The organism is Pseudomonas sp. MWU13-2105 (assembly GCF_023242315.1).
In the GTDB taxonomy this organism is placed as follows: domain Bacteria; phylum Pseudomonadota; class Gammaproteobacteria; order Pseudomonadales; family Pseudomonadaceae; genus Aquipseudomonas.
Window position 1 is genome coordinate 63,418 of sequence record NZ_JALLIY010000017.1, and the last position, 25,915, is coordinate 89,332.

Below are 25,915 nucleotides of genomic sequence, written 5' to 3' on the forward strand. Positions count from 1 at the left end.
TTCAGTCTTTGGCGGAGTTTTCACCGATCAACATGTAGATTCGGAACAGCACGATGCTGCTGAACAGTTGCAGGAAACTGTGGGCGCTGTCGATGATCAGCATCAACACCGGGTTCTGCGGTGCCGGGTAGACACTCAGGCTCAGGCCCTTGAGCAGCCAGAGTGGCCCCATTACACACAGGATGCAGGTGAAGGTTAGCCAGAAGTGGCCGCGGCTCAAGGCGAAACTCTCCTTCATCGCCCGCAGCGGCTCGCGCCCGCGCAGTACCAGCAGGTATTCGGAGAAGGCCAGGATCACGGTCAGCCAGATGCCGGGAATGAAATACAGCGACAGGCCCAGCACGATGGCGATGGTGTTGACCGCCGAGAGCAGTGCAAAGCGTGGCCACAGGCGCAGGGACATGGCCAGCAGATCGCGATTGGCTGGCGCTTCGCCCCGACTGCGGGCATCGAGAAACAGGATCAGCGCCGCCGTGTACAGTGGATAGACCAGCAGTCCGGCCACCAGGCCATAGGCCGGCGAGGCATCCGGGCCCACGGCGTTGTCCAGCAATTGCTGGAGCAGGGTCTCGAGGATCACCAGCGGCAGGCAGAGCCAGGCGATCTGGCGCAGGTTGCGCTGGAAAAAGTACAGGGAATCGCGGATTACATTGAACGGGTTCATCGGTTGTCTATCGCGCAGGCTGAGGCAGGGCCACACTTTAACCGATGGCGCGGGCCGACACTCAAATGTAAACGTTAGGTAAGGACTATTGAAACTTCCTGTAACAACCCCATAACTGGAGGACGCCTGGGCCCGGTTGGGTCGAGGCGATCGATTTCTACCCGGCAATCTAATGAGGTCGCCATGAACAGCGAAGAGCAAACCCTGATCGATGGACTGTTTTCACGGTTGCAGCAGGCCGGCATGGATTCAGCCCCGCGTGACGCCCTGGCCGAGGCGCGGATCAAGGAACACCTGACTCGCCAACCGGCTGCACCCTACTACATGACCCAGTCGATCCTGGTGCAAGAGCACGCGCTCAAGAGTCTTGACGAACAGAACAAGCAACTGCAGGCGCAGGTGCAGCAGCTGCAGGACGAATTGCAGCAGGCCCGTGCCCAGAGCGCCGCGCCGGCGTCGAGCAGCGGTGGTTTCCTGTCGAGCATTTTCGGTGGCAGCCGCGATCCGGCTCCAGCGCCTGCACCGAGCAACTCCGGTGGCGGCTGGCGTGAGCCGGGGCGTCCTGGGTTCAATGCTCCGCCACCGCAGCAGAACTACAACACCCAACCCAACTATCAGCAGCCTGCCTACGCCCAGCCCGCGCCACAGCAGGCGGCCCCGGCGGCGCCTATGGGTAGCGGCTTCCTCGGTGGCGCGCTGAAAACGGCAGCTGGTGTGGCCGGTGGCGTGATGCTGGCGGAAGGTATAAGCAGCCTGTTCCATCACAATCAGCAGCAACCGCAGATCATCGAAGAAATCATCGAGCCGAGCCCGATGAGCAACAACGGTGGTGGCGGTGGTTGGGGTGATGATCAGCGCATGGCCAACAACGACTCCTGGGGCAGCAATAACAACCAGGGTGGTTTCGCCGACACCGATTTCGATGATGACAGTTCTTCCTTTTCTGGCGACGACGATTCCTTCGTCTGACCGATGAAGGAGGGTTACGCATAACCTGTGGGAGCGGAGCTTGCCCGCGAAAGCGTCCTCAAGGCCGCCAAAAGCTCCGCTCCCACAATGGGTATACGGTTGAATGTGGATTTTTGGTTTGACCGGTAATTGTGGGAGCCGGATTTATCCGCGAAAGCGCCCTCAAGCTCGCCAAAAGCTTTGTAGACAACCAGGCTCCTGAAAATCTGTTCCTCCGGCCCATCCTCGCCCCGCCGATTATTCGCTGAATCTCCCCCCAGGCTGGCATACTGCGCACCTAATCGCTTCCGAGCGCTCGTCATCACCCGCCAGTGCGCTTGTGCGCCATGAGGATTCGCGGTGAAGAAAATCGCTGTGTTCGCCGATGTGCAGAACCTCTACTACACCGTTCGCCAGGCCTATGGTTGCCACTTCAACTATGCCGCCCTGTGGGCCGATATCAGCCAGCGCGGGGAGATCGTCGAGGCCTACGCCTACGCCATCGATCGCGGTGACAGCAAGCAGCAGCAGTTCCAGCAGATCCTGCGCAACCTGGGTTTCACTGTGAAGCTCAAGCCATATATCCAGCGCAGCGACGGCTCGGCCAAGGGCGATTGGGACGTGGGCATCACCATCGATATCATGGACGCGGCACCGCATGTCGACGAAGTGGTGCTGGCCTCCGGCGATGGCGATTTCGACCTGCTGCTCACGCGCATCATCGGCAAGCACGGTGTTGAAGCCGTGGCCTATGGCGTGCCGGGGCTGACGGCCAATTCATTGATCCGTGCCGCGAGCCGCTACGTGCCCATCGAAGGCGCGTTGTTGTTGAGAAACTGAAACCGATTTTGCAAAGGGCTGGGCTTTTGGAACGTATTGCGGTCATCGACTTTGAAACCACCGGCATCACCCCGAACGCGGGGTGCCGGGCCACGGAAATCGCCGTGGTCATCCTGGAACAAGGGCGCATCGTCGACCGTTACCAGAGCCTGATGAATGCCGGCGTGCGCGTGCCGGCCTTTATCGAACAACTGACCGGGATCAGCAACGCCATGTTGCGTACCGCGCCGTCGGCGGAGCGGGTGATGAACGAGGTCAACGAGTTTGTCGGCACCACCCCGTTGCTGGCGCATAACGCCGCGTTCGACCAGAAGTTCTGGGACTTCGAGCTGGGGCGGATCAAGCGCACCCGGTTGCAGAACTTTGCCTGTTCGTTGCTGTTGGCGCGGCGTTTGATGCCGACGGCGCCGAATCACAAGTTGGGTACGTTGACCGCGTTCGCCCGCTTGCCGAATACGGGCCAGGCGCACCGGGCCATGGCCGATGCCGAGATGGCGGCGAACCTGCTGGCGCATATGGCCGGCGAGCTGCGCGACAAGCATGGGGTGCAGGTGTTGTCCCATGATTGGTTGTGCAAATTGCAGAAGGTGCCGGCGGCGAAGATCGGTGAGCATTTGAAGCGCTATCGGGGCGTTTGAGGGCGCTGTGCGGACAATTCGAAGGGTTACGTCTGGCCGAGATGTGTGGCGAGTGGGCAGGCCCTAATGCCGTTCACTTAAGGCGAATGGGATATTGAAAAGGCCACTTAACCTGTGGGAGCGGAGCTTGCCCGCGAAGCTTTTAGCGGTCTCAAGGGCCTCTTCGCGAGCAAGCTCTGCTCCCACAGGGATCGTGCTCGGGCTTAACCTTGCCCACTCGCCACAAGACCGAACTCGCCTGCGAAGCTTCCTTAGCTGACAGGCATTGGCCCTGGATAGGTCTTTTGTCGTGTGGTTTTTAGGAAATATCGTACTGCTGGTGGCGACCGGTGCTGTATTTTCCGAACGGTGCAGTGACGTTAGCCTTTCTCCTGTCATCGCCAAATCGGTGACAGGGCGTAGGAACCCTTGCAATTGACTCTGTTGGTACTGAGCATCCACCCGATCGCCCCGATTTTGTATTCGGGTGTCTGTTATGGCGGCCGTGCGCGGGTACGTTGATTCGTGGCCGAGTGTCCCGAGAGAGCTCGGTTCCTACCCCGCGTACGGCTGCCATCCAAGTCCGTAGGAAGGCTTTTATGGCAGCTCCTTGAGTCTCTCGAAGTATTCCAAAATGGAAAAAGTCATTCTCGAAAGACCCACTGAAACCATACAAAATCCTCTTGAAAACGGCAGTGCTCTTGATTCGTCAACGCAGCTTGGTCTTGCCGTTGACATTGCTTTTGAACCGCAAGTCTTTACCCGCCGCCACCTCAAACTCCGCGTCTTGCTCCTGCATGACGAAGCCTGGTTCTGCGCCCGTGATATCGGGCATCTCTACGCAATGCTGGTCTCGCCACCTGCGCCAATGGCTGACGCACCAGGTGCTGCCGATGTTGCGCGGTCAGCCGCAGCTGGCGTTGACCCAGGCACCGAGCCTTGGAATTCTGGAGTGGGATGGCGGAGCACTGAGCCTGCTGCACTGGCGGAAAGAACCGTGGATTCGGCTGCGTGATATGCCGCAGGTGGTTCCGGTCAGTGAGTGTGGCAGCGTCTGGTAGATAGCGATCGCGAGCAAGCTTGCTCCTGCAGTTCTGCGTCAAACATACAGGTTGCGCACGACGCCGTACTGTAGGAGTAGGGCTTGCCCGCGATGGGGTGCGAAGCGCCCCCAGAACCGGTAAATGCGGACTATCAGGCAGCATGCCATCGCCATCCCAGGTTTTTACGATTGCTTTCTGGCCCTGCGCTCACGTATTTCGTCTACGGTTAGAAACAATCCCTTCGCGTACTCGTCGGAGCTGATTGCCAGTAGCCGGGCAATTGCTATGGCGTTGTCCCTGCCATGGGGCCCGGCATCGTCGTCTGGATTTCCTAACCGTTTGATGGTCGATGGCTCTTGTCGATTCAGATCGGGAACACCGGATTTCAGCTCGCTCATGATTGCAACTCGCTTAGGTCTGTACCGGCGTCACTTTAAAGACACCCACGCCCAACCATCAGCTTTTTGCTTTTCCATTCATGTCCAAATGCCCCAACGGCACCCGCCGCTCAATCGCGCTCGACAGCACAATCGAGGTCTTGCTGAAGCCGAACTGGGCAATCCGATTGATCAGCTGTTCCAGCTCCGCCATGCTCCCCACCGCCGCCTGCAGAATCACACAGGGATCCCCGGTCACCCGATGGCATTCGGTAATCTGCGGAATCAGCGCCAGGTCGTCGTAGACCTGCTGCTTGCCATGTTGGTTGAGCCGCAACTCGATCACGCACTGGATCGGCAAACCGATCTTCGCCAGGTCCACTTTGGCCTGATAGCCGGTGATGACCCCACTGCTTTCCAGCTTCGCCACCCGCTCCGCTACCGCCGGCGCGGACAGGTTGACCTTGCGCGCCAGTTCGGCAAATGAGGCGCGGCCATTGTCCAGCAGCTCACCGAGGATCAAACGATCGTATTTATCCATCCACAGGCTCTCTATGACGCGGGCTTTCGAAACAACGCCAGAAAACCCCAATATCCATGCTTTACAAAGTGTACTGGCCTTATAACACGGTTTTGTAACTTATTATTTGCCGGACGCCTTTCTAGAATAAGCCTCCCTTGTCCTGCCCGGATCTGCCCCCCATGCCTGCCCCACGCCGTTTCCCGTTACCGCTGATCGGTGCCTTTTTTGCGTTGTATTTCATCTGGGGCTCGACCTACCTGGCCATTCGTATCGGCGTGGAATCCTGGCCGCCATTGATGATGGGCGGCATCCGTTTCCTGATCGCCGGCAGCCTGCTGTATGGCTATCAGCGTTTGCGCGGGGTGCCGGCACCGACCTGGCGGCAATGGAAAGCGGCGGCGGCCATCGGCGTGCTGCTGCTCAGTTTCGGCAATGGCGCGGTGACCCTGGCCGAACACATGGGCGTGGCCTCGGGCGTTGCCGCGTTGACGGTGGCCACGGTGCCGCTGTTCACCTTGCTCTGCGGCTATTTCTGGGGCAACCGCAATACCGGTCTCGAATGGGCCGGGATAGTGCTCGGCCTGATCGGTATCGCCCTGTTGAACATGGGTTCCAACCTGCAAGCCAGCCCACTCGGCGCCGGCCTGCTATTGTTGGCCGCCGCGACCTGGGCCTTCGGTTCGGTGTGGAGCAAGCATCTGCCGCTGCCCCAGGGCGGCATGGCCAGTGCCGCGGAAATGCTGGTGGGCGGTTTGGTGCTGCTGCTGGCCAGCTTTGTCCGCGGCGAACGCCTGACCGAGATGCCGACGACCGACGGCTGGATCGCCATGGCCTATTTGACCGTCTTCGGCTCGATCATCGCCTTCAACGCCTATATGTACCTGTTGAAGCATGTGCGCCCGGCGGCAGCCACCAGTTATGCCTATGTCAACCCGGCTGTGGCGGTGTTGTTGGGCATCCTCTTCGCCGACGAACACATCGGTTGGCACGAGTGCATGGCCATGGCCGTGATCATCAGCGCCGTGGTGTTGATCGGTTTACCGCAGTGGCGCAAGCCGAAAGAGGCCTGACAGGGTAAACTGCCGCGCATTGCTTCACGGCGCTGACACTTTTCCTACGGTATTTCCATGACATTCGCCACACTCGGCCTGATCGAACCCCTGACGCGGGCCCTGGACACCCTGGGTTACCAGACCCCCACACCGATCCAGGCCCAGGCCATTCCCGCCGTATTGGCCGGCCGCGACCTGATGGCCGCGGCCCAGACCGGCACCGGCAAGACCGCCGGTTTCGCCTTGCCGCTGCTGCAACTGCTGACCATGGAAGGACCGAAGGTCACCGCCAACTCGGTGCGTTCGCTGATCCTGGTGCCGACCCGCGAGCTGGCCGAGCAGGTGCATGAAAGTGTGCGTCAGTACGCCGAGCACCTGCCGCTGAGCACCTATGCGGTGTACGGCGGCGTCAGCATCAATCCGCAGATGATGAAGCTGCGCAAGGGCGTCGACCTGCTGGTGGCGACTCCCGGGCGCCTGCTCGACCTGTATCGCCAGAACGCCCTCAAGTTCAACCAACTGCAGACCCTTGTGCTCGACGAAGCCGACCGCATGCTCGATCTCGGTTTCCAGGAAGAGTTGGGCAATATCTACAAGGCCCTGCCGAAGAAGCGCCAGACCCTGCTGTTTTCCGCGACCTTCTCCGATGCCATCCGCCTGCTGGCCGGGCAGATGCTCAACGACCCGCTGAGCATCGAAGTCAGCCCGCGTAACGTCGCCGCCAACACCGTCAAGCAGTGGCTGGTGACGGTGGACAAGAAGCGCAAGCCGGAGCTGTTCGTGCACCTGATGCGCAAGCAGCACTGGAAGCAGGTATTGGTGTTCGCCAAGACTCGCAATGGTGTCGACCAACTGGTGGAAAAACTCCAGGGCCTGGGCATCAATGCCGATGGCATCCACGGCGACAAGCCCCAGGCTACCCGCCAGCGTGCGCTGGACCGCTTCAAGGCGAGCGAGATCCAGATCCTGGTGGCCACCGATGTGGCGGCCCGTGGCCTGGATATCGAGGACTTGCCGCTGGTGGTCAACTTCGATCTGCCGATCGTGGCCGAGGATTATATTCACCGGATCGGTCGTACTGGCCGTGCCGGCGCCACCGGTGAGGCTATTTCCCTGGTCTGCGCCGATGAGGTAAATCTGCTGTCGGCCATCGAGACCCTGACCCGTCAGACTCTCAAGCGCCAGGACGAAGCCGGTTTCGAGCCGGATCACCGGGTGCCGGACACCGATGCCTCGGGCAGTGTGATCAAGAAACCGAAGAAGCCGAAAAAACCGAAGGCCGCCGGCGGCAAGCGCAACCTGGGCAAGTGGGTCGACAGCGGCGAGAAGCCGGAAGACGTGGTGCAGTCGATCAAGCCGGTGCGCAAGGTACCGGTGTTCAATACCGGGCCGCGCAAGCGCAAGCCGTAAGGTTGTGTGGGGCGCCGGGCTCCCGCGAAGAGGCCCTTGAGGCCGCCAGAGGCTTCGCGGGCAAGCCAGCTCCTAAAGTTGTCTGCGTTAGCCGTTACTCCTCTGGGAGCACTTCCCCTCGCCGGTAACTCTCAAGCCTGGCGCCGCAACCACTCCAGCATCCCTTGTCCCGCCACCCGCCCGCTGGCAAAGCAGGCGGTGAGCAGGTAGCCGCCAGTCGGCGCTTCCCAGTCGAGCATCTCGCCGGCGCAGAACACCCCGGGCAAAGCCTTGAGCATCAGTCGCTCGTCCATTGCCTCGAACGGTACGCCACCCGCGCTGCTGATGGCCTCGTCCAGCGGCCGCGCCTTGACCAGCGTCAGCGGCAGGGCCTTGATGGCGCCGGCCAGACGCGCCGGGTCGGCAAAGGTCTGGGCATTGGTCAGCTCGCGCAGCAACGCAGCCTTGATGCCGTCGATCCCCAACTGGCTATGCAGGTGCTTGGCCATGGAACGCGAGCCACGCGGCTTGGCCAGCGCGGCCTGGACCTTGGCCAAGGACTTTCCGGGCAGCAGGTCGATCTCGATGGTCGCGCTGCCGTCCTGGTTGATCTGCTGGCGAATCGGCGCGGACAGCGCGTAGATCAGGCTGCCTTCGATGCCGCTGGCGGTGATCACGCATTCACCCAGGCGCGGCGTGCCGTGGGGCAGGGCGATGGCGACGTTCTTCAGCGGCGCACCGGCAAACTTGCCGCGCAGGACCTCGCTCCAGGCCGCGACGTCGAAGCCGCAGTTACTCGGTTGCAAGGGCGCGACCGTCACCCCTTGTCGCTCCAGCAGCGGCAGCCAGGCTCCGTCGGAGCCCAGTCGTGCCCAACTGCCGCCGCCCAGGGCCAGGAGCGTGACCTCGGGACGCAGGGTTTTTTCGCCCTCGGGGCTGTGGATAACCAGCTTGCCGTCGCGCCAGCCCTGCCAGCGATGGCGGGTGTGGATAACTACCCCGGCTTCGCGCAGGCGCTTGAGCCAGGCACGCAGCAGCGGGGCGGCTTTCATATCGCTGGGGAAAACCCGACCGGAACTGCCGACGAAAGTAGTTATCCCCAGGCCGTGAATCCACTCGCACAGTTCATCGGCGCCAAAAGCCCGGAGCAGCGGGGCGATGTATGGCGCACGTTCGGCGTAGCGGGATAGGAACGCCGGATAGGCTTCGGAATGGGTGATATTCATGCCGCCGACGCCGGCGAGCAGGAACTTGCGCCCGACCGAAGGCATGCCGTCATAGAGATCGACCTGGATACCCGCCTGGCTCAGCACCTCGGCGGCCATCAGGCCGGCGGGGCCGCCACCGATAATGGCGACGTGGGGGGAGGGGGCGGGGGCTGGCTGGGTCATGGCGGGCGGCGAATTGGCTGAACGAGCCGGGCATTCTACGTTTTTCCACCGATGATGTGGTGTACGCGGCCCCTGGGGCTGGTCTGCTGATGTCCCCCGCTCCTCTGTATGACACGGATCCTACAGGAGATCGCATTCTCTTGTAGGAAGGATGATGGCTTCAGAGACGCTGTACGAAAAACATACAGTCTTGCGCAGCCCTTTCCCCATAAGGCCCGCAGCGTATTTCACTCAGGTTATCCACAGGCGGTTCCACAGCCATTGTGGGTAAGCCCAGGCTTCAGTGACAACCTGATGACGCCCAAACCTCCTGCGCGCTGTGGTGCAGGATTCCGTGGCGCCGGGCCAAGGCCTGGCGATCCTTGCTGTAGCCGCCGCCGATCACCCCGACCACCGGGATATCGCGGCCCAGGCAATGGCGCATGACGCTTTGATCGCGGGCGGCCACCCCTTCATCGGTCAGCTTCAGGTAACCCAGGGCATCGTCCTTGTGCACGTCCACACCGGCGTCGTATAGCACCAGGTCCGGTTGGTAGAGCGGCAGCAGGTAATTCAGGCTGTCATCCACCACCTTGAGGTAGTCGCTGTCGCCCATGCCCATCGGCAAGGGGATGTCCCAGTCGCTGTGGGCCTTGCGCGCCGGGAAGTTTTTCTCGCAGTGCAGGGAGACCGTGATGGCGTCCGGGGTGTGTTCCAGGATGCGCGCCGTACCATCGCCCTGGTGCACGTCGCAATCGAAGATCAGCACGCGCCCCACACGACCGCTTTCCAGCAGGTAGCGGCTGATGATCGCCAGGTCGTTGAAAATGCAGAAACCCGCCGGGTGATCGTAATGGGCATGGTGGGTACCGCCCGCCAGGTGACAGGCCAGGCCGTGTTCCAGTGCCTGTTCGGCGGCCAGCAGCGAGCCGCCCACCGCGCGCACGGTGCGTCGCGCCAGGGCCTCGTTCCAGGGCAGGCCGAGGCGGCGCTGGTCTTCGCGGGACAGTTCGCCGGCCATATAGCGCTCGATATAGCCACGATCGTGGGCCAGGGCGAGGATATCCACAGGGCAGATCCGCGGGCGCAGCAGGTCGGCGTCGCGGGTCAGGCCGCTGTCCACCAGGTGATCGCGCAGCAGGCGGAATTTGTCCATGGGAAAGCGATGCTCCGCGGGAAAGTCCGGACTGTAGTCATCGTGGTAGATCAAAGGCAGCGGCATGGCGAATTCATGTAGGAAGAGGTGAATGATCTTATCAGCGCGATACACTGACGAGCAGGGCGTCCGCGTTGAAAGAATCCGGAGGGAGAGTTGATGGAGCCGATACTGCAACTTGAGAGTGCACGCTTGCTGTTGCGTCAGTGGCGCGACGAGGACTTGCCGGAATTCGCCCGGATGTGTGCCGATCCTCAGGTAATGCGCTACTTTCCGACGGTTCTCAATCGTCTGGAAAGTGCTGCGCTGATCGGTCGGATTCGCGGGCATTTCGCCGAATACGGCTTTGGCCTGTGGGCGCTGGAGCGCAAGGACAGCGGTGCCTTTATCGGCCTGACCGGGTTGATGCAGGTGAACTTCGACGCCGACTTCACCCCGGCGGTGGAAATCGCCTGGCGCCTGTCCAGCGAACACTGGGGCCTGGGCTATGCCAGCGAGGCGGCCTGGACCGCCTTGCGCTGCGGTTTCGAGCGCCTGTCCCTGGACGAGGTCGTGGCCTTCACCAGTGAGAGCAACACGGCCTCGCAGAAGGTCATGCAGGCTATCGGCATGCATTACGATCCGCAGTCCGACTTCAGTCATCCGCTGCTGGCCGCTGAACATCCATTGCGTCGTCACGTGCTCTACCGCATCAGCCACGCGCAATGGCTACGCACCCTGCAAGGATAACCCCGGGGTTGGCCGATCCGCTGCACCGCCGCAAGCGGTAAACGCTGTATCATTCGAGGCCTGTGGTGACGTCCACTGCAGGAGTTGGCTTGTCGGGACCCCGCACTGCAGCGATGGCGGCGGTGAACCTGGCATCGCCATCGCTGGCAAGCCAGCTCCTGCAAGGGACGCGGTGTGTTCAATATTTCAGTTCCGCATGATCGGCACTGGAAGCCCCCGACCACACAAGCACGGATGGCTTGATCTCGTCGTTAAGTGAACAGTATTGCCCTGTGTGAGGAGCGTTTGAATGAGCCAAGTGCTGGAAGACCTGGTCGACTTGCTGACCCTGGAACCGATTGAAGAAAACCTGTTTCGCGGCCGCAGCCAGGACCTGGGCTTTCGCCAGTTGTTCGGCGGCCAGGTGCTTGGCCAGTCGTTGTCGGCGGCCAGCCAGACGGTCGAGGAAGCGCGGCATGTGCATTCGCTGCACGGTTATTTCCTGCGTCCGGGCGATGCCGGCCTGCCGGTGGTCTACTCGGTCGACCGGGTGCGCGACGGCGGCAGTTTCAGTACCCGGCGCGTCACGGCGATCCAGAAGGGCCAGCCGATCTTCACCTGTAGCGCCTCGTTCCAGTACGACGAAGAAGGCTTCGAGCACCAGAGCAGCATGCCGCAGGTGGTGGGGCCGGAGAACCTGGCGACGGAGCTGGAGCTGACCCAGCAACGCGCGCACCTGATTCCCGAGCACATGCGTGAAAAGCTCCTGTGCCCCAAGCCCATCGAAGTGCGCCCGGTCACCGAGAAGGACCCTTACAATCCGCAGCCGGCGGACCCGGTCAAGTACGTCTGGTTCCGCGCCGACGGGGCGCTGGCCGACTTGCCGGCGTTGCATAAATACCTGCTGGCCTACGCTTCGGACTTCGGCCTGTTGACCACCTCGTTGCTGCCCCATGGCAAGTCGGTGTGGCAGAAGGATATGCAGGTCGCCAGCCTTGACCATTCGCTGTGGTTCCATGCCGACCTGCGCGCTGATGACTGGTTGCTCTATGCCATGGACAGCCCCTGGGCCGGTAACTCCCGCGGGTTCTCCCGGGGCAGCGTGTACAACCGCGCCGGCGTGCTGGTGGCCTCGGTGACCCAGGAAGGCCTGATCCGTCATCGCAAGGATTGGGCATGAGTCTGGCCGAGGTACGGCATTGGGTGTTCGACATGGACGGCACCCTGACCGTGGCCGTGCACGATTTCGCCGCGATCCGCGTGGCCCTGGCGATTCCGCCGGAACACGACATCCTCACGCATCTGGCGGCATTGCCGGCCGATGAAGCCGCGGCCAAACATGCCTGGTTGCTGGAGCACGAGCGGGATCTGGCGCTGGGCTCGAAGCCGGCGGTGGGGGCGGTGGAGCTGGTGCGTGAGTTGGCCGGGCGCGGTTATCGCCTCGGCATCCTGACGCGCAACGCCCGCGAGCTGGCCCATGTGACGCTGGAGGCGATTGGCCTGGCGGACTGTTTCGCCGAGGCCGATGTACTGGGGCGCGATGAGGCGCCGCCCAAGCCGCATCCGGGCGGTTTGCTGAAGCTGGCCGAAGCCTGGAACGTGGCGCCGAGCGAGATGGTGATGGTCGGTGATTATCGCTTCGACCTGGATTGCGGGCGGGCGGCGGGGGCCAGGACGATATTGGTCAATCTGCCGGACAACCCGTGGCCGGAACTGACGGATTGGCATGCCGAGGATTGCCTGGCGCTTCGGCAGATGCTTTCGGCTTGATAATGCACCTCTGTGGCGAGCGGGCTTGCCCGCGCTCGACTGCGAAGCAGTCGCAAAATCGATCACCGTGTTCTACCTGACACACCGCGATCACTGGTTTTAGGGCTGCTTCGCAGCCCAGCGCGGGCAAGCCCGCTCGCCACAATGGATCGCTTACTTCCCGAACAACGCCTTCTGCCCCTGCGGCGAAGTCAGCATGCCATCACCGTTATGCCCAACCCCGGGCACCTCGACCAGCGTCTGCGTGAACCCTTGCGGATGACGCTGTTGCAGGTAGGCAAAGTAGTTATGCCCGCGAATCAATCGATAAGCCCCCTGGGCCTCCGCGCCGCAGCTCTTGTCCAGGGCCGGATGATTTGGGTCGGTGTCCTGCTGCCCCAGCAGGTAGGTGATATCGCGCTGTCCGTAAGCCTGTTCCAACTGCGCCGGTGACTGCCCCTTGGCGTAGTCCGGCAGGTTCTGCAGGCCATACTTCCAGTCGTTGAACCCCGGGCAACTCGCCGGATTGAACCCCGCCACCGGCCGCTGGGCGCTGAAATAAGCGTAGGACGACGGGTTGGCGATCACATACCGCAGCTTGATGCCGCTCCCGGCCAACTGCGTATCGCCATGCCCCACCAGCGCATAGCGCTGCACCACCTGGCCACCGCCGGAGTGCCCGGCGACGACCACCTCGCGCAGGGCCGGAAACTTCTTCCGATTGCCCAGGCGCGCCAGGACTTCATCCAGGGCCGCATAGGAACTCATCGCCGCCGGCCCGGTCGAGTCCGCGCCGGCCATCCAGTCATCACCCTGCCAGCGCAGCAGGTTGCCCGGCAGGTGATTGCGCCGCCCATCGCTTTCATTGAGGAACTGCGGGGCGATGATCAGGGTGTTGCGCGCCTGACCCGCCTGGGCCGCGGCGGTTTCCGCGCTTCGCAGGTAGGTCATGGCATTGCGCAGCCGTCCGTGCACGATGATCAGCACCCGCTGCACATCAGGCATCGGTCCTTGCCAGTCGCGATTGAGCCCGACGCTCAGCTCTCCGGCCGACAGCTTCAAGTGATTGGGGCTGACTTCCTTGACCCCGTTTTCAGCGGCCTGGACCTGGCCGCCGATGACGCACATGCCCAACAACAATGACCCGAACAGTGTTCTTTTCATTCACAGACTCTTGGCGGCGAAGGTATCGCATTGGTTGAGTTGCCCTTGGGCGAAGCCGGTCTTGAACCCGCGCACCCGCTGCGGGGAGGTGCCATGAGTGAAGGAGTCGGCACCACGCGTCCCTGACCCTGCTGCTGCAGGCGATCATCACCGATAGCGTTGGCGGCATTCAAGGCTGCTGCGATATCGTCGGGTTCCAGCCATTTCAGACGTTGCTGAGCATAGACCTCGGCCAGGCAGTCGGCTTATAGCTCCTGGCGGACCGGCAGGCTGCCGTCGCCTTCCATCTTTTGCCCTTGTTGGCGGGCCGCCTGCGTCTTGGCGGACACGCCGAGCAGGGTTTGTACGTGATGGCCGACTTCGTGGGCGATGACATAAGCCTGGACAAAGTCTCCAGAGGCCTTGAAACGCCGGGACATTTCGCGGAAGAAGTCCAGGTCCAGGCAGACCCGTTGATCCGCCGGACAATAGAACGGCCCGCTGGTGGAGAAGGCGAGGCCGCGGGCGGAGGCGACCCGCCGGCGGAACCGCACCAGGGTCGGGTCTTTGTATTGACCGGCGGCCCGCCCGATAAACCGCAAGAGGCCCGGAGTCGGGCCTCTGCGGAGGGTGGGGTCAGTCGGCGAGGTTGGGGATCTTGCGCGGTGCCATGAAGTACAGCCAGAGCAGGGCAATGAAGTACATCGCCGGGATCAGGGTGAACAACACGGCGTAGTTGTTGTTGGTGACGGTCAGGATGTAGCCCACCAGTTGGGTCATGAACATGCCGCCGATGGCCGCGCACATGCCGCCGAAACCGAATACCGTGCTCATCATGTGCTTGGGGGTGTAGTCCATCACCAGGCTCCAGATGTTCGCGGTCCAGGCCTGGTGCGCGCCGATGGCCAGGGAGATTGCGCCCACGGCGACCCACAGGTGGCTGGCACCGGCCGCCATCACCACGCCAACGATGCAGCAGGCGAACAGCAGCATCGACAGCAGGCGGGCGCGGATCGGGTTGAGCCCGCGGCCGATCAGGAACGAGGAGAGGATGCCGCCGCCGACACTGCCGAAGTCGGCGGTCAGGTAGATGATGATCAGCGGGATGCCCATCTGCGTCACGCTGATACCCAGGTTGTATTGCTGGTTGAGGAACGGCGGCAGCCAGTACAGGTAGAACCAGAACACCGGTGCGGTGAGCGAGTAGGCCAGGGCGAAGGCCCAGGTGCCGCGCATGCGCAGGATTCGTGAGAAGGGTACGGCGGGTTGGGCCGGTTCGACTTCCTGCTGGATATACGCCAGCTCCGACGACTTCACCGAAGGATGCTCTTGCGGGTCGAAATATTTCAAGCCCCAGCACACCAGCCAGATACCGCCCAGCGCCGACATGCAGAGGAACGCCGCCTGCCAGCCCCATACCTGCAGGATCAACGGCAGCAGCATGGGCGTGAACATCGCGCCGACGTTGGTCCCGGCATTGAAGATGCCGGTGGCCACCGCGCGTTCACCGGCCGGGAACCACAGGCGGGTGGTTTTCACACAGGCCGGGTAGTTGGCGGCTTCGGTCAGGCCGAGAATCAGCCGGCAGACCATGAAACCCAGTGCCGAAGTCGCTAGGCCGTGGGCGCCGGTCGCCAGGCTCCAGAGCAGCACGGAGAGGAAGAACACCCGCTTCACGCCGATCTTGTCGATCAGTCGCCCTTGCAGGACGAAACCCACGGCGTAGCCGACCTGGAACCAGAAGTTGATGTTGGCGTAGTCCATCGCCGTCCAGCTCATTTCCTTGGCCAGGATGGGTTGCATGACGCCCAGGGCGGCGCGGTCGATGTAATTCAGGGTGGTGGCGAAAAATACCAGGGCCAGCATGCCCCAGCGGGTGGTGCCGACAGCCATGGCGCCACGAATCTTGTCGGCGATACCGCCGCGGGTGCTGCCCTGGGGGACAGGGGAGCTTTGTGAAGTCGAGAGCATGAGCGATTACCCGTTTTTTGGAATTGTCTGGGTGTGTTTCTGCAGCGGTTGAAGCATTGCCTTGGCCGGGATGATGGTGCGCAGTGGACAAAAAACCGTCAATTCGCTGCGGGCTATTGTGGTCGATAATCGCACACAAAACTAACTAGTTCGTACACTTCGATTGAAGTCCGGGTTCCCCTGCATCAATAATTCGCTCAGCTCTTGAGGCTGGTCTTGCCGGCGATGAGGCCCGTGAGCCTGGCGGCGCCTGACTGGCCACTATCGCCGGCAAGCCAACTGCCGCAAGGCCGGTGTCTCGCCACAATAATAATGCCCACTGTCGGGAGTCGTCATATGCAGCGTTCCATTGCCACCGTGTCCCTGAGTGGCACCTTGCCGGAAAAACTCGAAGCCATTGCCGCCGCCGGGTTCGACGGTGTGGAGATCTTCGAAAACGATCTGTTGTATTACGACGGCAGCCCGCGGGAAATCCGCCAGATGTGCGCCGACCTGGGGATTGCCATCACCCTGTTCCAGCCATTTCGCGACTTTGAAGGCTGCCGCCGCGAGCGTTTGCCGCGCAACCTTGAGCGCGCCGAGCGCAAGTTCGACCTGATGCAGGAACTGGGCACTGACCTGGTGCTGGTGTGCAGCAATGCGTCGGCCGACAGCGTCGGCGACCGACCGATCCTGGTCGACGACTTGCGCCTGCTGGCTGAGCGCGCCGGTGCCCGTGGCCTGCGTATTGGTTATGAGGCCCTGGCCTGGGGCCGGCACGTCAATACCTACCAACAGGTCTGGGAGATTGTCCGCCAGGCCGATCATCCGAACCTCGGGGTGCTGCTCGACAGTTTCCATACCCTGTCGCTCAAGGGCGATCCGAGCGCCATCGCGCAGATCCCCGGCGACAAGATCTTTTTCGTGCAAATGGCCGACGCGCCGATCCTGGCGATGGACGTGCTGGAGTGGAGCCGGCATTTCCGCTGCTTCCCGGGGCAGGGTGAGTTCGATCTGCCGGGCTTCCTCGCGCCGATCATCAAGAGTGGCTATACCGGGCCGCTGTCCCTGGAGATCTTCAACGACGGTTTTCGCGCCGCCCCGCCCCGGGCCAATGCCGCCGACGGCTTGCGTTCGTTGCTGTACCTGGAAGAGAAAACCCGCGAACTGCTGGCGCAAGAGGCCGAGCCGGTGGCCAATCTCGAGACCTTGTTCTGCGCGCCTGCGGTCAGTGAAAACGATGGCATCGAATTCCTCGAGTTCGCCGTGGATGAAAGCCTGGGCGCCAAGCTGACCCTCTGGCTGGAACGCCTGGGCTTTGCCAAGGCCGGGCAGCACCGCTCGAAAAGCGTCAGTCTGTTGCGTCAAGGCGATATCAACCTGATCCTCAACTCCGAACCCTACTCGTTTGCCCACAGTTTCTTCGAGGCGCATGGCCCGTCCTTGTGTGCCACGGCGATCCGGGTCAACGACAGCGCCAGCGCCCTGTCCCGGGCCGTGGCCTACAAGGGCCAGCCCTATCGTGGCCTGGTCGGGCCGAACGAACTGGAGCTGGCGGCGGTGCGGGCGCCGGATGGCAGCCTGATCTACCTGGTGGACCAGGACGCTACCGGGCAGAAACTCTATGCCACCGATTTCAACCTGCTGCCCGTCACGCCTTCACGCGCGGGTCTCAAGCGCATCGACCACATGGCCATGGCGCTGCCCGCCGACAGCCTCGACAGTTGGGTGCTGTTCTACAAGAGCCTGCTGGATTTCGAAGCCGACGATGAAGTGGTGCTGCCCGATCCCTATGGCCTGGTGAAGAGCCGGGCACTGCGCAGCCGCTGTAGCTCGATCCGCCTGCCGCTGAACATTTCCGAGAACCGCAACACGGCGATTTCCCATGCGCTGTCGAGCTACCGTGGCTCTGGCGTGCACCATATCGCCTTTGACTGTGACGATATTTTCGCCGAGGTCAGCCGGGCGAAGGCAGCGGGCGTGCCGTTGCTGGACATCCCGCTCAACTATTACGACGATCTGGCCGCGCGCTTCGATTTCGACGATGAGTTCCTCAGCGAACTGGCCTACTACAACGTCTTGTATGACCGCGATCCCCAGGGCGGCGAGCTGTTCCACGTGTACACCGAGCCGTTCGAGGGGCGCTTCTTCTTCGAGATCCTGCAACGGCGCAATGGTTATGCCGGATATGGCGCGGCGAACGTGGCGGTACGCCTGGCGGCGATGGCCAAGTCCCGCAGTGGTGGGGTGCGGCAGGCCAGGTTGTAGGCTTTTGGGATGCAGGAGATAGGAATTGGCCTGTCTACCTGCTTCCTTCGTTGTGGGACGCAGCCCATAATCGCCAGCATCTGCTGAGAAGGCCGTGAGCCCAGAATGACCATGACTTCAGAACTTACCGCCATGCCCGACGCGCCGCCCGTCGTACCGCGCAAGAGTCGCAAGAACAACCCCGAGAAGACCCGCGAAAACATCCTCCAGGAAGCGATTGTCGAGTTCGTCCAGCAAGGGCTCTCCGGCGCGCGGGTCGATGCGATTGCCGAGCGCACCCATACCTCGAAACGAATGATCTATTACTATTTCGGGAGCAAGGAGCGGCTCTATGTCGAGGTACTGGAGAAGCTCTATGGCGATATCCGCAGCACCGAAAGCCGCCTGAATCTGACGGAGCTGGAACCACGGGAGGCGATTCGACGGATGGTGGAATTCACCTTCGATCACCACGACCGCAATGTCGATTTCGTCCGGATCGTCAGCATCGAAAATATCCACAAGGGCGAGTACGTCAAGCAATCGAAGGCGATTCGCTCGTTGAACGTCACTATCCTGACCGCCCTGGGCGAGATCCTCCAGCGTGGTGCGCGGCAGGGGTTGTTCCGCAGTGGCCTGGAGCCGCTGGACGTGCACCTGCTGGTGAGTTCGTTCTGTTTCTATCGGGTCTCGAACCGCCACACCATCGGCGAGATCTTCCAGCTCGACTTCTCGGACGAGCAGATCAAGGCGCGGCATCGGGAGATGATTTGCGAGTCGGTGTTGAGGTATTTGCAGGCCTGAGTGCCCCTGCATTGACCCGTGCTGAGCTTTATTTTGCATAAAGCTCAGCTCGCTGAGTCTCACAGACTCTGAAAGTGCTCCAGCATCCGCTGTGAATCCGCGGTTACGCCACTGAACAGCTCGAATGCCTTGACCGCCTGGAACACCGCCATTGTCCCGCCGTCCAGCGTGCGGCAACCGAGGGCCCGGGCGTTGCGCAGCAGTTCGGTCTCCAGTGGGAAATACACGATCTCCGCGACCCATAGTTCGGCGCGCAGCAACTCCAGTGGTACCGGCATGCCCGGCAGCTTGGCCATGCCCATCGGCGTGGTATTGACCAGGCCATCGGCCTGCGCCATGGCCGTGGGCAAGTCGCCCCCGGCCCTGGCCCGGCCACCGGCAAAATGTTGATTGAGGTTGTCCGCCAGGCTTTGTGCGCGGCTGTTGTCCACGTCGAAGATCGTCAACTGTCCTACGCCTTCGCCAAGCAGCGCATGAGCCACCGCCGCGCCCGCGCCGCCGGCGCCCATTTGCACCACGCGCTGCAGCGCGACGCCCTTGAGCCCACGGCGAAAACCTTCGGCAAACCCCAGGCAGTCGGTGTTGTGGCCCACCCGTTTGCCATCCTTGAGCAGCACCGTGTTTACCGCGCCAATCCCCCGGGCCTCCGGGGACAGCTCATCGAGCAACGGAATAATCGCCTGCTTGCAGGGAAAGGTGATGTTCAGGCCGGTGAAGGCCATGCGTTCGGCGGCCAGCAACAGTTCGGGCAGGGCATTGCTGTCCAGCTGCAACGGGTCCAGGTCGATCAGCCGATACAGGTAGCGCAGCCCCTGGGCATCGCCCTCGCGTTCATGCAGGGCCGGCGTGCGCGAAGCCTGGATACCGGCACCGATCAGCCCCGCCAATACGCTTTTGCTGTGGTTTTGCGACATTGCATTTATCCCTTCAATTTCTGGCTGAAATAGTCCAGCGCCAGGCGATAGCCATGGCTGCCGAACCCGCACATCACCCCGGTGGCGATGGACGATACGAATGAGTGATGGCGGAACAGTTCGCGGGCATGGACATTGGATAGGTGCACTTCGATCACCGGCAATTCGCTGGCCACCAGCGCATCGCGGATCGCCACCGAGGTGTGGGTCCAGGCGGCCGGATTGATGACGATCCCGGCGCAACGGCCACGGGCCGCGTGAATCCAGTCGAGCAGTTCGCCTTCATGGTTGGTCTGGCGAAACTCCACGGTCAGGCCCAGTTCAGTGGCCGCGCGACCGCACAGGGCGGAAAGGTCCGCCAGGGTTTCGTGGCCGTAGGTCGCCGGCTCGCGCACGCCGAGCAGGTTCAGGTTCGGGCCGTTGAGCACCAGGACGATAGGGGGCATGAGGAGATCTCCGTTGTTGTTTTTGGCTTGGACCGAAAGCTGATCAGGTCTGCGGGAATAAAATGTACTAACTGGTTAATCCAAGTCAAATGAACAGAGCACGCCAGGAAGAAACCACGTTGTTTAGTGTTCGATCAGCGAACAGTTCCCGTGCGATCTTTCAGTGGAGGGGTCAACCAGTGATCGGCTGAGTGCTTGACGCGTTTCCATTCCAGGCGAATACTCGGCAAAAATTCATATAGATGACTGGATAACTACAAAAATGAATGCTCTTTCCAGCGATGCACGCCTGCCCCTTTATCAACGCCTGCGCGACGAGCTGGCCCGGCAAATTGCCAACAACCGCTGGCGCCCGGGCGAAGCGATTCCCACCGAAGCGGTGCTGGCCGGCGAATACCAGCTGTCCATCGGCACCGTGCGCAAGGCCATCGACAAGCTGGTGGAAGAGCGCGTCCTCGAACGCCATCAAGGCCGCGGTACCTTTATCCGCCGTCCGCAGTTCCAGTCTTCGCTGTTCCGCTTTTTCCGCTTCCAGACCCTGGCCGGTGAGCGCCAGGTACCCGAAAGCCGCATCCTCAATATCGACTCCCTGTCCGCGCCCTCGGCGGTCAGCCAGGCCCTGGGGCTGCCGCCCGAGGCCGAGGTGATTCGCCTGGTCCGTCTGCGCCTGCTGGAAGGCACGCCAGTGCTGGCCGAGGAAATCTGGCTGCCCAAGGCGCCGTTCCAGGCCTTGCTGGACGCTGACCTGGATCGCCAGGGGCCGCTGCTCTATCCGATCTACGAGGAGCTGTGCGGTCAGGTCGTCGCCTGTGCCGAGGAAACCCTCACCGCTGAAGTCGTGGGCGAGGTGCATGCGCGGCTGTTGCAGATCGACACCCACAGCCCGGTGGTGGTGATCGAGCGACTGGCCCGTGACTACGCTGGCCAGCCCCTGGAGTGGCGGCGTTCCCGTGGCCATGCCAGCCACTTCCGCTACAGCGTCGAGATCCGCTGAGCCCTGGGCGCGTCCCCGTTTACCTATAAGGATAAGAAATCATGTTCAGTTGGTATCGCGACATCAGCTCGAGGGAGCGCAAGACATTCTGGGCCTGCTTTGGCGGCTGGTCCCTGGACGCACTGGAAGTGCAAATGTTCGGCCTGGCGATCCCGGCCCTGATCGCCGCCTTCGCCCTGAGCAAGGGCGATGCCGGGCTGGTCAGCGGGGTGACCCTGGTGACCTCGGCCATTGGTGGCTGGCTCGGTGGCACGCTGTCCGACCGCTATGGTCGGGTCCGTACCTTGCAATGGATGATTCTCTGGTTCTCGCTGTTCACCTTCCTCTCGGCCTTTGTCAGCGGCTTCCAGCAGTTGCTGGTGGTCAAGGCGCTGCAAGGCTTCGGCATCGGTGGCGAGTGGGCGGCGGGCGCGGTGCTGATGGCCGAGACCATCCAGGCGCGGTTCCGCGGCAAGGTCATGGGCGCGGTCCAGAGCGCCTGGGCCATCGGCTGGGGCGCGGCGGTCGGGGTGTTCACGCTGATCTACACCTTCGTCCCCGAGGCCATGGCCTGGCGCGTGATGTTCCTGGTGGGCTTGTTGCCGGCGCTGCTGGTGATCTATGTGCGGCGCAGCGTGGTCGAACCCGATGGCACGCAACGCCAGGCCAAGGCCGCGGGCCGTGGCCTGTTGGCCTCGATGGCGGCGATCTTCCGTCCCGAGTTGCTGCGGGTAACGCTGCTCGGCGGCATCCTTGGCCTGGGCGCCCATGGCGGCTACCACGCAGTGATGACCTGGCTGCCGACCTTCCTCAAGACCGAACGCAACCTTTCGGTATTGAGTTCCGGCGGTTACCTGGCGGTGATCATCGTCGCGTTCTGGTTCGGCTGTATCGTCAGCGGCCTGCTGCTGGACCGCATCGGTCGGCGCAAGAACATCATCCTCTTCGCTTTCTGCTGCGTGGTCACGGTGCAGTGCTATCTGTTCCTGCCGCTGAGCAACACGCAGATGCTGTTCCTCGGTTTTCCCCTGGGCTTCTTCGCCGCCGGAATCCCGGCCAGCCTCGGCTCGTTCTTCAATGAACTGTATCCGGCGGATGTGCGCGGTGCCGGGGTGGGCTTTTGCTACAACTTTGGGCGTGTGCTGTCGGCGGTGTTTCCGTTCATGGTCGGGCATATGAGCGAGTCGATGTCCCTCGGCTCGGCCATCGGCATCGATGCGGGGATCGCCTATGGCGTGGCGGTGCTGGCGGCGTTGGCCTTGCCGGAGACCAGAGGGCGTAATTTGCAGGAGGTCGCGACGGAGACTGTGTCGGCCAAGGACGCCAATGTCAGCCAGTTATCCTGAGAATGACAAAACCCCTGTAGGAGCCAGCTTGCTGGCGAGGCGATCTGATGAGCGACATCGCCGTCGCCTGGAAAATCGCTATCGCCGGCAAGCTGGCTCCTGCTGGGGGTGTATTCAACCTTTCCATAGATGAGTTCCATGTCCGAGACTTGCCCATTGCCGATTCGCGGCATCGATGCCCATGCCCATGTTTTCCAACGTGGCCTGGGGCTTGCGGCCGTGCGCCGTTATGCGCCGGCCTACGATGCGACCCTGGCCGACTACCTGGAACGCTTGCGGGAAAACGACCTGAGCCACGGGGTGCTGGTGCAACCGAGTTTTCTCGGCAGCGACAACCGTTATCTGCTGGCGGCGTTGCAGCAGGCGCCCGAACGCTTGCGGGGCGTGGTGGTGGTCGAGCGCGATATTGCCTTCAGCGAGCTGGCGCGGATGGCCGGGCTCGGTGTCGCGGGCGTGCGCTTGAACCTGATGGGGCAGCCGTTGCCGGACTTTGCCGAGGCGTCGTGGCAGGTGTTTTTCGAGCATTTGCGGCGTCTCGACTGGCATGTCGAAGTGCATCGCCAGTTGGAGGATCTACCGGTGTTGGTCGAGGGCCTGCTGGTGCTGGGATGCAAGGTGGTGGTCGATCATTTTGGCCGTCCCGATGCTCGGCTTGGGCTCGAGCAAGCGGCCTTTGCCCGTCTGCTTGCGCTGGGTGAAGGCGGGCGCTTGTGGATCAAGGTCTCGGGCATTTACCGGCTGGGTGGGACGTCGACGGAAAACCTGCATTTCGCGGAAAAGGCCTTGTCGCTGATGTTGCAAACCGTGGGCCCGGAGCGGCTGTTGTGGGGCAGCGATTGGCCGCATACCCAGCATGAGCAGGAGGTGAGTTTCGCCTCCGAGTTCGACTGTCTGCGCCGTTTGGCTTGCGCCGCACCGCTGCGCCAGCATCTGCTGTGCGACACGGCGGCCGAGTTGTTCGGGTTTGTGAGGGACTGAACTGGGTGGCTGTGGGAGCGGTGCTTGTCGGATCGCCGCACCGCCGCGAAGCTTTTAGCGGCTTCAAGGGCCTCTTCGCGAGCAAGCTCTGCTCCCACAGGGGACGCGTTCGGGCTTGATTTACGGGATTGGCCCTTACCCGGTTTCAGCGGCGGGTCAGCAACACCCCGGATTCCATATGGTGGGTCCAGGGGAATTGATCGAACAGCGCGCAGCGTTCGATACGGTGGGTATCGTGCAGTTGCGCGATATTCGCCGCCAGGGTTTCCGGGTTGCAGGAGATGTACAGGATATTGTCGAAGCGCCGGGTCAGTTCGCAGGTGTCCGGGTCCATGCCGGCACGCGGTGGGTCGACGAATACGCTGCCGAATTCATAGCTTTTCAGGTCGATGCCGTGCAGGCGCCGGAACGGCCGCACCTCGTTTAGCGCCTCGGTCAGTTCCTCGGCGGACAGGCGCACCAGGGTCACGCTGTCCACGCCGTTCTCGTCGAGGTTGCTCAAGGCCGCGCTCACCGAGGTCTTGCTGATCTCGGTGGCCAGCACCTTGCGCACCCGGGTCGCCAGCGGCAGGGTGAAGTTGCCGTTGCCGCAATACAACTCCAGCAGGTCGTCGGAGCGTTCGCCCAGGGCCTCATAGGCCCAGTTGAGCATCTTCTGGTTCACCGTGCCGTTGGGCTGGGTGAAGGCACCCTCCGGTTGCCGGTAGCTGAAGGTGCGCCCGGCAATCTCGAATTTCTCCACCACGTAGTCGTGGCCGATCACCACGCGCTTGCCCTTGGAGCGGCCGATGATGCTGACGCCAAGGTCGGCGGCCAACTGCTCGGCGGCGGTCTGCCAGTGCTCGTCCAACGGGCGGTGATAGCACAGGGTGATCATCGCGTCGCCGGCCAGGGTGGTCAGGAACTCCACCTGGAACAGCTTGTGGCTCAGCGGCGCGCTGGCTTGCCAGGCGGCCTTGAGCTTGGGCATCAACGCATTGATGCGCAGGCTGGCGATGGGGAAGTCTTCGATCAGGATCGGGGTGCGTTTGTCGTCCTGGGAAAACATCGCGTAGTGGCGTTCACCGGCTTCGCGCCACAGGCGGAACTCCGCCCGCAGGCGAAAGTGCTGCAGCGGCGAGTCGAACACCCGTGGCTCGGGGGCAGCGAACGGCGCCAGCAGGTCGCGCAAGCGCGCGACCTTGTCTTCGAGCTGAGCGGTGTAAGTGTTGGAATCGAAAGTCATGCGTTGAACCAGCCCAGCTTGATCACGAACAGTATCGACAGAATCACCAGCGCCGGGTTCAGTTCGCGGGCGCGACCGGACAGCAGCTTGATCGCGGTCCAGGCAATGAAGCCGAACGCGATGCCATTGGCGATGGAATAGGTAAAGGGCATGGCCAGGGCGGTGACCACCACCGGTGCGGCTTCGGTGATGTCATCCCAGTTGATTTCCGCCAGGCCCGAGGTCATCAGCACGGCGACGAACAGCAGCGCCGGGGCGGTGGCGAACGCCGGGACGCTGCCGGCCAGTGGGGCGAAGAACAGCGCCAGCAGGAACAGCACGGCCACCACTACGGCGGTCAGGCCGGTCCGGCCGCCGGCGCTGACGCCCGCCGCCGACTCGATGTAGCTGGTGGTGGTCGAGGTGCCCAGCAGCGAGCCGGCCATCGCGGCGGTGCTGTCGGCGATCAGCGCCCGGCCCATTTTCGGCATGTAGCCGTCCTTGCCCATCAGCCCGGCGCGCTTGGCGACGCCGATCAGGGTTCCGGAGTTGTCGAACAGGTCGACGAACAGGAACGCGAAGATCACGCTGACCAGGCCGATGTTCAGCGCGCCCTTGATATCCAGTTGCAGGAAGGTCGGGGCCAGCGACGGCGGGGCCGAGACGATGCCGCCGAACGGGCTGAAGCCCATCAGGATCGAGACGATGGTCACCCCGAGGATGCCGATCAGCACCGCGCCACGGACTTTCAGCGCGTCGAGGGCGACGATGGCGGCAAAGCCCAGGGTGGCGAGGATCGGTGCCGGTTGCTTGAGGTCACCGAGGCCGACCATGGTCGCCGGGTTGCTCACCACGATCCCGGCATTGTGCAGGGCGATCAGCGCCAGGAACAGGCCGATACCGGCGGCAATCGCCGAGCGCAGCGGTAGCGGGATGCTGTTGATGATCCATTCGCGGATGCGGAAGATCGACAGCAGGAAGAAGCACACCGCCGAGATGAACACCGCCCCCAGCGCGACTTGCCAGGTGTGGCCCATGTGCAGGACCACGGTGTAGGTGAAGAAGGCGTTCAGGCCCATGCCCGGCGCGAGGGCGATCGGGTAGTTCGCGATCAGCCCCATGATTGTCGAGCCGATGGCCGCGGCCAGGCAGGTGGCGACAAACACCGCACCCTTGTCCATGCCCGTTTCGCCGAGGATGCTCGGGTTGACGAACAGTATGTAGGCCATGGCCAGGAAGGTGGTGACGCCCGCGAGTATCTCGGTGCGCACATTGGTGTTGTGTGCCTTGAGTTGAAACAGCCTTTCCAGCATCTCTGCTCCCCCGTGGCGCACTCGGCGCCGTGAATGAATCGATCCGCAAACAGCCAAGCACAGACTCTAGCGGCCTGATGAGCTTCTGTCTGTGGAAAAAAGCCGCGCATCATACCAGTGGTTTGTGCCGGTTGGCTGCGCGTTGCAAGCAAGATGCCAGG

At 62.5% G+C, this 25,915-nt stretch carries 25 protein-coding genes and 1 pseudogene; 14 read left to right on the forward strand and 12 right to left on the reverse strand.

The features are described from left to right. Position 1 precedes the first annotated feature (1 nt). Positions 2-664, reverse strand: a complete 663-nt coding sequence (locus M5B96_RS23610; RefSeq protein ID WP_248799411.1) for a YciC family protein — start codon at positions 662-664, stop codon at positions 2-4. 183 nt (positions 665-847) lie between these two features. On the opposite strand from M5B96_RS23610, the gene M5B96_RS23615 reads away from it, so the two are divergent. The 4 genes from M5B96_RS23615 (at position 848) to M5B96_RS23630 (ending at position 4,084) form a co-directional block, all read left to right on the forward strand. Continuing rightward, positions 848-1,633, forward strand: a complete 786-nt coding sequence (locus M5B96_RS23615) for a DUF2076 domain-containing protein (protein ID WP_248799412.1) — start codon at positions 848-850, stop codon at positions 1,631-1,633. Between the two features lie 339 nt (positions 1,634-1,972). Then, on the forward strand, positions 1,973-2,452 hold the full coding sequence (locus M5B96_RS23620) for an NYN domain-containing protein (protein WP_248799413.1): 480 nt from the start codon (positions 1,973-1,975) through the stop codon (positions 2,450-2,452). A gap of 26 nt (positions 2,453-2,478) precedes the next feature. Continuing rightward, a complete protein-coding gene (locus M5B96_RS23625; protein ID WP_248799414.1) occupies positions 2,479-3,090 on the forward strand; it encodes a PolC-type DNA polymerase III in 612 nt (203 codons plus the stop codon). 613 nt (positions 3,091-3,703) lie between these two features. Next, a complete protein-coding gene (locus M5B96_RS23630; RefSeq protein ID WP_248799415.1) occupies positions 3,704-4,084 on the forward strand; it encodes a hypothetical protein in 381 nt (126 codons plus the stop codon). A 210-nt stretch (positions 4,085-4,294) separates the two neighbouring features. Here M5B96_RS23630 and M5B96_RS23635 read toward each other — a convergent pair whose 3' ends face one another. Together M5B96_RS23635 and M5B96_RS23640 are read right to left on the reverse strand one after the other, a co-directional pair. Next, positions 4,295-4,510, reverse strand: coding sequence for a type II toxin-antitoxin system Phd/YefM family antitoxin (locus M5B96_RS23635; protein ID WP_248799416.1), 216 nt, complete (start codon positions 4,508-4,510; stop codon positions 4,295-4,297). Between the two features lie 58 nt (positions 4,511-4,568). Then, positions 4,569-5,030, reverse strand: coding sequence for an Lrp/AsnC family transcriptional regulator (locus tag M5B96_RS23640; RefSeq protein WP_248799417.1), 462 nt, complete (start codon positions 5,028-5,030; stop codon positions 4,569-4,571). A 161-nt stretch (positions 5,031-5,191) separates the two neighbouring features. Between M5B96_RS23640 and yedA the strand changes: the two genes are divergently transcribed. Together yedA and M5B96_RS23650 are read left to right on the forward strand one after the other, a co-directional pair. Next, positions 5,192-6,082 carry a drug/metabolite exporter YedA gene (gene yedA / locus M5B96_RS23645; protein ID WP_248799418.1) on the forward strand — a complete coding sequence of 297 codons (891 nt, stop codon included), beginning with the start codon at positions 5,192-5,194 and terminating at the stop codon, positions 6,080-6,082. Positions 6,083-6,139: 57 nt separating this feature from the next. Next, complete coding sequence (locus M5B96_RS23650; RefSeq protein ID WP_248799419.1) at positions 6,140-7,474, forward strand: DEAD/DEAH box helicase; 1,335 nt, start codon at positions 6,140-6,142, stop codon at positions 7,472-7,474. A gap of 131 nt (positions 7,475-7,605) precedes the next feature. On the opposite strand, the gene M5B96_RS23655 is transcribed toward M5B96_RS23650, so the two are convergent. Both M5B96_RS23655 and M5B96_RS23660 read right to left on the reverse strand, forming a co-directional pair. Then, the gene (locus tag M5B96_RS23655) at positions 7,606-8,844 is read right to left on the reverse strand and encodes a TIGR03862 family flavoprotein (RefSeq protein WP_248799420.1); all 1,239 of its coding nucleotides are present in this window, start codon (positions 8,842-8,844) and stop codon (positions 7,606-7,608) included. Positions 8,845-9,124: 280 nt separating this feature from the next. Then, positions 9,125-10,045, reverse strand: a complete 921-nt coding sequence (locus M5B96_RS23660) for a histone deacetylase (protein ID WP_248799421.1) — start codon at positions 10,043-10,045, stop codon at positions 9,125-9,127. A gap of 93 nt (positions 10,046-10,138) precedes the next feature. Between M5B96_RS23660 and M5B96_RS23665 the strand changes: the two genes are divergently transcribed. The 3 genes from M5B96_RS23665 to M5B96_RS23675 all read left to right on the forward strand — a co-directional run bounded on the left by M5B96_RS23665 (position 10,139) and on the right by M5B96_RS23675 (position 12,457). Then, the gene (locus M5B96_RS23665; protein WP_248799422.1) at positions 10,139-10,708 is read left to right on the forward strand and encodes a GNAT family N-acetyltransferase; all 570 of its coding nucleotides are present in this window, start codon (positions 10,139-10,141) and stop codon (positions 10,706-10,708) included. Positions 10,709-10,997: 289 nt separating this feature from the next. Next, positions 10,998-11,867, forward strand: a complete 870-nt coding sequence (gene tesB / locus M5B96_RS23670; RefSeq protein ID WP_248799423.1) for an acyl-CoA thioesterase II — start codon at positions 10,998-11,000, stop codon at positions 11,865-11,867. Beyond that, a complete protein-coding gene (locus tag M5B96_RS23675) occupies positions 11,864-12,457 on the forward strand; it encodes an HAD family hydrolase (RefSeq protein WP_248799424.1) in 594 nt (197 codons plus the stop codon). Before tesB ends, M5B96_RS23675 begins: the two co-directional genes overlap by 4 nt. A gap of 153 nt (positions 12,458-12,610) precedes the next feature. Here the strand turns inward: M5B96_RS23675 and M5B96_RS23680 are convergent, their stop codons facing one another. The 3 genes and pseudogenes from M5B96_RS23680 to M5B96_RS23690 all read right to left on the reverse strand — a co-directional run bounded on the left by M5B96_RS23680 (position 12,611) and on the right by M5B96_RS23690 (position 15,472). After that, entirely contained in the window at positions 12,611-13,600 is a 990-nt protein-coding gene (locus tag M5B96_RS23680) for an alpha/beta hydrolase (protein ID WP_248799425.1), read from the reverse strand. Beyond that, positions 13,601-14,154: pseudogene (locus M5B96_RS23685) on the reverse strand (neutral zinc metallopeptidase); the annotation flags it as partial. A gap of 61 nt (positions 14,155-14,215) precedes the next feature. After that, entirely contained in the window at positions 14,216-15,472 is a 1,257-nt protein-coding gene (locus tag M5B96_RS23690) for an MFS transporter (protein WP_248799507.1), read from the reverse strand. Between the two features lie 414 nt (positions 15,473-15,886). On the opposite strand from M5B96_RS23690, the gene quiC reads away from it, so the two are divergent. After that, positions 15,887-17,797 (forward strand): 3-dehydroshikimate dehydratase QuiC, encoded by a 1,911-nt coding sequence (gene quiC, locus M5B96_RS23695; RefSeq protein WP_248799426.1) that lies wholly within the window; start codon positions 15,887-15,889, stop codon positions 17,795-17,797. 105 nt (positions 17,798-17,902) lie between these two features. Continuing rightward, positions 17,903-18,580 (forward strand): TetR/AcrR family transcriptional regulator, encoded by a 678-nt coding sequence (locus M5B96_RS23700; RefSeq protein WP_248799427.1) that lies wholly within the window; start codon positions 17,903-17,905, stop codon positions 18,578-18,580. A gap of 59 nt (positions 18,581-18,639) precedes the next feature. Here M5B96_RS23700 and M5B96_RS23705 read toward each other — a convergent pair whose 3' ends face one another. Both M5B96_RS23705 and aroQ read right to left on the reverse strand, forming a co-directional pair. Next, positions 18,640-19,494 (reverse strand): shikimate dehydrogenase, encoded by an 855-nt coding sequence (locus M5B96_RS23705; RefSeq protein ID WP_248799428.1) that lies wholly within the window; start codon positions 19,492-19,494, stop codon positions 18,640-18,642. Between the two features lie 5 nt (positions 19,495-19,499). Beyond that, positions 19,500-19,940 (reverse strand): type II 3-dehydroquinate dehydratase, encoded by a 441-nt coding sequence (gene aroQ, locus M5B96_RS23710; protein ID WP_248799429.1) that lies wholly within the window; start codon positions 19,938-19,940, stop codon positions 19,500-19,502. Positions 19,941-20,202: 262 nt separating this feature from the next. Between aroQ and M5B96_RS23715 the strand changes: the two genes are divergently transcribed. The 3 genes from M5B96_RS23715 (at position 20,203) to M5B96_RS23725 (ending at position 23,237) form a co-directional block, all read left to right on the forward strand. Continuing rightward, positions 20,203-20,934, forward strand: a complete 732-nt coding sequence (locus M5B96_RS23715) for a GntR family transcriptional regulator (RefSeq protein WP_248799430.1) — start codon at positions 20,203-20,205, stop codon at positions 20,932-20,934. Positions 20,935-20,975: 41 nt separating this feature from the next. Beyond that, positions 20,976-22,259: an MFS transporter gene (locus M5B96_RS23720; RefSeq protein ID WP_248799431.1), complete on the forward strand. Its 1,284-nt coding sequence runs from the start codon at positions 20,976-20,978 to the stop codon at positions 22,257-22,259. A 138-nt stretch (positions 22,260-22,397) separates the two neighbouring features. Further along, positions 22,398-23,237 (forward strand): amidohydrolase family protein, encoded by an 840-nt coding sequence (locus M5B96_RS23725; RefSeq protein ID WP_248799432.1) that lies wholly within the window; start codon positions 22,398-22,400, stop codon positions 23,235-23,237. A 145-nt stretch (positions 23,238-23,382) separates the two neighbouring features. Here the strand turns inward: M5B96_RS23725 and trmA are convergent, their stop codons facing one another. Together trmA and M5B96_RS23735 are read right to left on the reverse strand one after the other, a co-directional pair. Next, on the reverse strand, positions 23,383-24,462 hold the full coding sequence (trmA, locus tag M5B96_RS23730) for a tRNA (uridine(54)-C5)-methyltransferase TrmA (protein ID WP_248799433.1): 1,080 nt from the start codon (positions 24,460-24,462) through the stop codon (positions 23,383-23,385). Further along, positions 24,459-25,754: an NCS2 family permease gene (locus tag M5B96_RS23735; RefSeq protein WP_248799434.1), complete on the reverse strand. Its 1,296-nt coding sequence runs from the start codon at positions 25,752-25,754 to the stop codon at positions 24,459-24,461. Before M5B96_RS23735 ends, trmA begins: the two co-directional genes overlap by 4 nt. Between the last annotated feature and the right edge of the window lie 161 nt (positions 25,755-25,915).

Excerpts from the sequence above, each read along its gene's own strand:
- yedA (WP_248799418.1), top strand. The coding sequence starts at position 5,192 with ATGCCTGCCCCACGCCGTTTCCCGTTACCGCTGATCGGTGCCTTTTTT.
- M5B96_RS23630 (WP_248799415.1), top strand. The coding sequence starts at position 3,704 with ATGGAAAAAGTCATTCTCGAAAGACCCACTGAAACCATACAAAATCCT.
- tesB (WP_248799423.1), top strand. The coding sequence starts at position 10,998 with ATGAGCCAAGTGCTGGAAGACCTGGTCGACTTGCTGACCCTGGAACCG.
- trmA (WP_248799433.1), bottom strand. The coding sequence starts at position 24,462 with ATGACTTTCGATTCCAACACTTACACCGCTCAGCTCGAAGACAAGGTC.
- M5B96_RS23635 (WP_248799416.1), bottom strand. The coding sequence starts at position 4,510 with ATGAGCGAGCTGAAATCCGGTGTTCCCGATCTGAATCGACAAGAGCCA.
- aroQ (WP_248799429.1), bottom strand. The coding sequence starts at position 19,940 with ATGCCCCCTATCGTCCTGGTGCTCAACGGCCCGAACCTGAACCTGCTC.
- M5B96_RS23715 (WP_248799430.1), top strand. The coding sequence starts at position 20,203 with ATGAATGCTCTTTCCAGCGATGCACGCCTGCCCCTTTATCAACGCCTG.
- M5B96_RS23705 (WP_248799428.1), bottom strand. The coding sequence starts at position 19,494 with ATGTCGCAAAACCACAGCAAAAGCGTATTGGCGGGGCTGATCGGTGCC.
- M5B96_RS23660 (WP_248799421.1), bottom strand. The coding sequence starts at position 10,045 with ATGCCGCTGCCTTTGATCTACCACGATGACTACAGTCCGGACTTTCCC.
- M5B96_RS23690 (WP_248799507.1), bottom strand. The coding sequence starts at position 15,472 with ATGGCTGTCGGCACCACCCGCTGGGGCATGCTGGCCCTGGTATTTTTC.
- M5B96_RS23650 (WP_248799419.1), top strand. The coding sequence starts at position 6,140 with ATGACATTCGCCACACTCGGCCTGATCGAACCCCTGACGCGGGCCCTG.
- M5B96_RS23610 (WP_248799411.1), bottom strand. The coding sequence starts at position 664 with ATGAACCCGTTCAATGTAATCCGCGATTCCCTGTACTTTTTCCAGCGC.
- M5B96_RS23700 (WP_248799427.1), top strand. The coding sequence starts at position 17,903 with ATGACCATGACTTCAGAACTTACCGCCATGCCCGACGCGCCGCCCGTC.
- M5B96_RS23615 (WP_248799412.1), top strand. The coding sequence starts at position 848 with ATGAACAGCGAAGAGCAAACCCTGATCGATGGACTGTTTTCACGGTTG.
- M5B96_RS23655 (WP_248799420.1), bottom strand. The coding sequence starts at position 8,844 with ATGACCCAGCCAGCCCCCGCCCCCTCCCCCCACGTCGCCATTATCGGT.
- M5B96_RS23725 (WP_248799432.1), top strand. The coding sequence starts at position 22,398 with ATGTCCGAGACTTGCCCATTGCCGATTCGCGGCATCGATGCCCATGCC.
- M5B96_RS23680 (WP_248799425.1), bottom strand. The coding sequence starts at position 13,600 with ATGAAAAGAACACTGTTCGGGTCATTGTTGTTGGGCATGTGCGTCATC.
- M5B96_RS23675 (WP_248799424.1), top strand. The coding sequence starts at position 11,864 with ATGAGTCTGGCCGAGGTACGGCATTGGGTGTTCGACATGGACGGCACC.
- M5B96_RS23720 (WP_248799431.1), top strand. The coding sequence starts at position 20,976 with ATGTTCAGTTGGTATCGCGACATCAGCTCGAGGGAGCGCAAGACATTC.
- M5B96_RS23665 (WP_248799422.1), top strand. The coding sequence starts at position 10,139 with ATGGAGCCGATACTGCAACTTGAGAGTGCACGCTTGCTGTTGCGTCAG.
- M5B96_RS23735 (WP_248799434.1), bottom strand. The coding sequence starts at position 25,754 with ATGCTGGAAAGGCTGTTTCAACTCAAGGCACACAACACCAATGTGCGC.
- quiC (WP_248799426.1), top strand. The coding sequence starts at position 15,887 with ATGCAGCGTTCCATTGCCACCGTGTCCCTGAGTGGCACCTTGCCGGAA.
- M5B96_RS23640 (WP_248799417.1), bottom strand. The coding sequence starts at position 5,030 with ATGGATAAATACGATCGTTTGATCCTCGGTGAGCTGCTGGACAATGGC.